General features: G+C 58.5%; 7 protein-coding genes. 4 read left to right on the top strand and 3 right to left on the bottom strand.

What is annotated here, in order from left to right; genetic code table 11:
- From trmD to NW837_RS04650, 3 genes are all read right to left on the bottom strand, one after another.
- The coding region (trmD, locus tag NW837_RS04660; protein WP_414329474.1) for a tRNA (guanine(37)-N(1))-methyltransferase at window positions 1–433 on the bottom strand (433 nt) is incomplete at its 3' end.
- 5 nt (window positions 434–438) lie between these two features.
- Window positions 439–837 (bottom strand): hypothetical protein, encoded by a 399-nt coding sequence (locus NW837_RS04655; RefSeq protein WP_414329472.1) that lies wholly within the window; start codon window positions 835–837, stop codon window positions 439–441.
- Window positions 838–988: 151 nt separating this feature from the next.
- Complete coding sequence (locus NW837_RS04650) at window positions 989–1,183, bottom strand: hypothetical protein (protein WP_414329471.1); 195 nt, start codon at window positions 1,181–1,183, stop codon at window positions 989–991.
- Between the two features lie 108 nt (window positions 1,184–1,291).
- Here NW837_RS04650 and NW837_RS04645 point away from each other — a divergent pair, with 108 nt between their 5' ends.
- From NW837_RS04645 to NW837_RS04630, 4 genes are all read left to right on the top strand, one after another.
- The gene (locus NW837_RS04645; protein ID WP_414329469.1) at window positions 1,292–2,476 is read left to right on the top strand and encodes a 5-(carboxyamino)imidazole ribonucleotide synthase; all 1,185 of its coding nucleotides are present in this window, start codon (window positions 1,292–1,294) and stop codon (window positions 2,474–2,476) included.
- Window positions 2,473–2,922, top strand: coding sequence for a hypothetical protein (locus tag NW837_RS04640; protein WP_414329467.1), 450 nt, complete (start codon window positions 2,473–2,475; stop codon window positions 2,920–2,922). Before NW837_RS04645 ends, NW837_RS04640 begins: the two co-directional genes overlap by 4 nt.
- A gap of 6 nt (window positions 2,923–2,928) precedes the next feature.
- Entirely contained in the window at window positions 2,929–3,462 is a 534-nt protein-coding gene (rimI, locus tag NW837_RS04635) for a ribosomal protein S18-alanine N-acetyltransferase (RefSeq protein ID WP_414329466.1), read from the top strand.
- Window positions 3,463–4,008: 546 nt separating this feature from the next.
- On the top strand, window positions 4,009–5,595 hold the full coding sequence (locus tag NW837_RS04630; RefSeq protein WP_414329464.1) for a mechanosensitive ion channel: 1,587 nt from the start codon (window positions 4,009–4,011) through the stop codon (window positions 5,593–5,595).
- The last annotated feature ends 36 nt before the right edge of the window (window positions 5,596–5,631 follow it).

Below are 5,631 nucleotides of genomic sequence, written 5' to 3'. Positions count from 1 at the left end.
CCAGCGCCGGAATTTCCCCCCCCGTCAGGACAAAATCCCCCAGCGACACTTCACGGGTAGCCAAGTGTTCCCGGATGCGCTCGTCAAAGCCCTCGTACTGGCCACACAGCAGGATCAGTTGCGCTTTCTGGGCCAGCTCCTGCAGCAGCGCCTGGTTCAGCGGTTGCCCCTGGGGCGTCAGCAGAATGATCTCGCAGGGATCCAACCGGGGCAGGGAGGCGACAGCAGCGAAGAAAGGCTCTGGCTTGAGCACCATGCCCACCCCACCCCCGTAGGGCTCATCATCGACACGGCGGTGCTTATCGGTGGCGAAGTCGCGTGGATTGGTGCAGTGGACTTCGGCGATCCCCTGCTGTAGGGCTTTGCCCACCAGCCCAATGCACAGCGGCGTTTCAAAAAATTCGGGGAAAAGGGTAAGGATATCGAACCGCACAGGACTCAGGACGAGGTGCGCAACCGCTCCAAATCCAGGCGCAAGGACTCAATCTGATGGATCAGCTCCATCAACTCAGCCATCTCTTCTCTGGAGATAGCCGGCTTGTTGGGGGAGGAAGCTGGTGTCGGGGGAGCATTCTCGACAGGCGCTTCAGAGTCAGGACTTGCCGAGGGGGCGTTGGCGGCTGGATCCCTGAGACTCTCAACGTAACGAACTGCCTCCTGCTCGATCAACTCTCCCTTTTGCTCCAGCTCCGCCGCCAGTTGTCCCAAGTCCATCGAAAGGCGGTTGAGGTTTTCGGTGCGCTTTTCCGGGTCTTGCAGGATCTCCACCAGAGCGGTGGCCGTGCCGTAAAAAATGTGGCGAGCCCGCGTGAACCAATCTGAAGAGTGAGAACTCATGGCAGCAGAAAGAGGTGGGTTGTGGATTATTCTAGGCGATCCACCCACCGGGATTGACCCAAGCATTGCAGACTGAATACCCAGCGCCGAAGGACAGACTGGGATCCAATTCTCCAAGATCCTAGGGACACTCTCAGTCTTAAGGCAGGGCTCAATCGACAGCGCGGATCTCGCCACTGTTTAGGCGCTCCACAATCGATTCCAGCAGTTCGTGCTCTTCTGGGGAAATTTCTTGATCGGCCATGACGGCACTGAGAATCTGCTGTTGCTCGGCGCGAGTCAAGACTTTGTCCGCCAAAGCCCGGTTGATTAGAGCTCTCAGCTCAGAGGGTTGAGAGGGTTCCACCGTTTTTCTCCTAGCGCTGGAGGGCAAGGGGTCCCATAATGGGGTTCTAGATCCAAGAAGCAATGGACAGCGGCCCACCACCCAGTATACCAGTATAACGGTACGGCTGTGGAAACCCAGGTATCCTCAAAAGACCAGAGATCCCAACCTGTGGGGGTGATTGGCGGCGGGCAGTTGGCGCAGATGTTGGCCTTGGCAGCTCGCCAGATGGGGATCCCGCTGGTGGTGCAGGCTGCTGCTCCCACCGATCCGGCGGTGGCAGTGGCCGATGGGGTGGTTTGGGGATCCGTAGCCGACACCCAGGCCACGGCCCAGTTGTTGGAGCGCTGCCCGGTGGTTACTTTTGAAAACGAGTTTATCCCTCTGCCGGAGCTGAAAAAACTGGATCCGGAGGGATCCCGCTTTCGTCCCAGCCTCAGCACGCTAGAGCCGCTGCTGGACAAGTTGCACCAACGGCAGTTCCTGGCGCGGTTGGGGTTGCCGGTGCCGACTTTCTTCCCGCTGGAGGCGGTGTTGGATTCGGCAGACCTGGCTGGACTGGGCTTTCCGGTGGTGCTCAAGCGACGGCGACAGGGCTACGATGGGCAGGGCACCTGCATCTTGCGCGACCGAGTGGCTTTGCAGCAGGCCCTTAGCCAATCTGAGGGGATCCCGCTATTGCTGGAGGAATGGATCCCGTTTGAGCGGGAGTTGGCGGTGATGGTGGCGCGGGGGCTGAAGGGAGAGATCCGGGTTTATCCGGTGGTGGAAACTGTGCAGATTGAGCAAATCTGCCGCCATGTCCTGGTGCCTGCCCGCATCCCCCCAACCACCGAGGCCGAGATCCGGCGCTTGGCAGCCGATCTGATGGAAAAATTGGGTGCAGTTGGCGTGTTTGGCATCGAGCTGTTCTGGGTGCCGCCGCCCCACCCCAAGGCCGGGATCTGGATCAACGAAATCTCGCCGCGGGTCCACAATTCCGGCCACTACACCCTAGAAGCCTGCCGCACCTCACAATTCGAGCAACACCTGCGGGCCATCCTCGGCCTGCCCTTGGGGGATCCCTCCCTCAAGTGTGCGGGGGCAGTGATGGTGAACCTCTTGGGCTATGAGCATTCCACCGGCGATTACGCAGAAAAGCGGCAGTGCTTAGCGGGGATCCCTCAGGCAGCGGTGCATTGGTACCACAAAACCCCTGCCCGCCCAGGGCGGAAACTGGGCCATGTGACTGTCTGTCTGCCGACCGCTTCTTCCCTACAGCAAGCAGAGACCATTGTTCGCACCCTCGAATCCCTCTGGTACCCCCAGCCATGAGCCAAGCGCAGGATCCCTCATTTTCTCCAGCCACACAAGCCCTGATCCAGGCGATGCAACGGCGGGATGTGCCCGCGGTAGCTCAGCAGGTGAACGGCTTGTCCCCTCAAGAGCGCCCTGCTGTGTTGACCCCTGCCCTCCAATACCTGGCCGAGGTGGATCCCGCCAGCGCCCAGTGGTTTGTTCGCCACCTCATGGCCCCTGCGGTCAAAGCGCAACTGCGAGAAGGGATCCTCAAAGCCGCCCAAGACTACCTACAGGAAGCCGGCTTCACCGAAGGGATCGACTACGAACTCAAGCCTGTTCGCGAAAGCGGTGCGGAGCACCATCCCCAATCGGGGGGCAACATCTTGAGCATCAGCCGCAGAGCCTTGCCCTACGCGGCTCCCGATGACGATCCCTTGGGGCAGTTGTTGTTGGCGGAATTCTGCGAATTGCGGGACTAGGCCACCATGAGCGGTACGAGTTATCGGCTGCAGCTGTTGGACATCACTGCCCTGCCCCAACTGCTGGAGCTGGATCGGCGGTGCTATGGGGGATACTGGGGAGAACAGGGATATCGAGCGGAGCTGGAACGACCCACAAGCACGGTGATTGGGGTAGTGGCGGAACCCGCTGCCGTTGGCGCTTCGTGTGGCTCGGGCCGAGCCGAGTTTCCCCTTCCCTCTCCAAACCCCACTTCGCCGACGCAGACGACAAAAGAGCTGGTGGGCTTCGGCATTCTCTGGCGCATTGAAGAAGAAGCGCATATCATCTCCTTGGCGGTGGATCCCGAGCACCGACGACAGGGCTTGGGCCGGCGGATTCTGGAAGAACTGCTGAACCAAGCGAGAGCAGCAGGCTGCCGCTGGGCCACTCTGGAGGTAAAGGCTTCCAATCAAGCGGCAATCCGCCTGTACGAATCGGCAGGGTTTCAACGGCTGGGACGTCGCAAGGGGTATTACAACGGAGAAGATGCGCTGGTGTATTGGAAGAAACCGATTTAGAAAAGCGTCAATTGTATATAAATTGAAGGGCTGTGAACGTTTTTCGGGATACACCTTAGGCCAGACAGTGAGCAAGCCAATAGGCTAAGCATATCAAGGCTACAGGGGATCCAACCCATTGACCGAGTGTCGATTGCCCGTTTGATTCTTTATATAGGTCATCAAAATGCTCTCATTCTGTGGATGCAAACTGCCCGCTACAGTTCCTCCCAGCAACACTGACTCTAGCCAATGCAGCCGCATCCATCGCACAACAGAGATCCTGACTTAATCTACAAAGCTCCTGCTCGGTGGGGAAAAGCTATAATCTGCGGTATCAACAACTTGAATTCGATCCTTGCCGTTCGATGGCCCATCGGAGCTTTGACTGATGGCTGGAGCCCTTGGGTTAATAGAATGTGAAGTTTTATTTCGAGATCCGACATTTCTGCCTCAATATATATTTTTCATATTCCCCCTTTGGCCAACTTGCCTGAAAAAACACTTCAGGTTAACCTACACTTGTTATCTGTCCATCCTGAGCATTTTCAAGCTGTGAGGATCATTATGGACACCTCTGGAAACACCATTGGAGATGAGGCCATCTCTTTTGTCGTCAGTCTTTGGTCTAGGCTTATCGATTTTATGCCCAATCTCCTTGCGGCGATTGCCATCTTAATTCTGGGTTGGATAGTGGCCACGGCAGTAGCCTTCGGCGTTAGAGGACTGCTCAAAAGGACGCAACTGGACAATCGCTTGGCTGCTTGGGTTTTGGGCCAAAAGCCCGGCGAGAAGCTGCCCCAAACGGAGCGCTGGGTGGCCGCTGCCGTCTACTGGGTGATTCTTGCTTTTGTGTTGGTGGCGGTACTGAATGCCCTGCAGCTTCAAGCTGTCTCCGATCCGCTCAACAGGTTTTTGGGGGAAATCTTCGTTTATCTGCCACGGGTGGGTGGGGCGCTGGTGCTGCTGGCTGTGGGCTGGGTGGTGGCCACTGTTGCTCGGCTGGCGGTCATCCAGGGGCTGCGGCGTTTCAACCTCGATGAGCAGTTGGCCCGGCCTCTGCAACAGGAAAGCACTGCCGGTGAGGCAGGTGCAGAAGGAACCCCAACCGGCCAAGAGGGAGGTACAGAGGTCACCCCTTTCCTGCTGAATGAAACTTTGGGCAATGCCCTTTACTGGCTGATTCTGCTGTTCTTTTTGCCGATCATCCTGGATACCCTGAACCTGCAGGGGCCGCTGCAGCCGGTGCAAAACCTGCTGGATCAGCTGCTGTCGATGGTGCCGCGGATTTTGGGAGCGCTGATCATCGGTGCAGTGGGCTGGTTTTTGGCCCGCATCGTGCGTGGGATCGTCTCCAATTTGTTGGTGGCAGCAGGGGCAAATCGGTTGGGGGCACGCTTTGGCGTTCCCCAGTTGGCCCAGATCGTCGGGACGGTGGTGTATGTCTTGGTGTTGATCCCGGCGGTGATTGCGGCGCTGAATGCCTTGGAAATTCGGGCCATCTCCGATCCGGCGGTGGCGATGCTGGAGCAGGTGTTGCGGGCCATTCCCTTGATCGCGGGATCCGCTCTCATCCTGGCCGTCTTTTACTTGCTAGGGCAGTTTTTGGCCGGCTTAGTCACCCAGTTACTGCAGGCGGTGGGTTTTGACCGTCTGGTCGCGGGGCTGGGCTTGCCCCTGGCCGCTGCTCCTGAGCCTGAAGGGGATCCCGCTGCCAAACGTCGCACTCCCTCCGAGATCGCCGGCTTGGTGGTCTGGGTAGGCGTGGTCTTGTTTGGGGCGGTGCCGGCAGTGGAGTTGCTGCAGTTTGCCGCCCTAACCGACATTGTGCAGGGGCTGTTGCTGATTTCCGGTCGGGTGCTCATCGGCGCCCTGGTGTTTGGGATCGGTCTTTATTTGGCCAATTTGGCCCACTCTATGATCAAGAGCTTGGGTAGCCCTTCCTCAGGGGTACTGGCCCAGGCGGCGCGGGTGGCTATCTTGGTTTTTGTTGGCGCCATGGCCCTGCAGCAGATGGGCGTGGCCACCGACATTGTGGTGTTGGCTTTTGGTCTGGTTCTGGGGGCGATTGCCGTGGCGGTGGCGCTGGCTTTTGGGTTGGGAGGTCGCGATGTAGCTGCCGAGCAGATCCGGCAATGGCTCAAGAGAGAGTGAGAGCAGGTTTTGTAGATATCGCCAAGGGGGACTTTG

This window comes from Synechococcus sp. R6-10, from assembly GCF_047461815.1.
GTDB lineage: Bacteria > Cyanobacteriota > Cyanobacteriia > Thermostichales > Thermostichaceae > Thermostichus.
The sequence above is the reverse complement of the archived record's forward strand: the minus strand, read 5'-3'. Positions and strand labels throughout refer to the sequence as shown.

Coding starts and splice junctions, on each gene's coding strand:
- NW837_RS04640 (WP_414329467.1), top strand. CDS start 2,473: ATGAGCCAAGCGCAGGATCCCTCATTTTCTCCAGCCACACAAGCCCTG.
- NW837_RS04655 (WP_414329472.1), bottom strand. CDS start 837: ATGAGTTCTCACTCTTCAGATTGGTTCACGCGGGCTCGCCACATTTTT.
- rimI (WP_414329466.1), top strand. CDS start 2,929: ATGAGCGGTACGAGTTATCGGCTGCAGCTGTTGGACATCACTGCCCTG.
- NW837_RS04630 (WP_414329464.1), top strand. CDS start 4,009: ATGGACACCTCTGGAAACACCATTGGAGATGAGGCCATCTCTTTTGTC.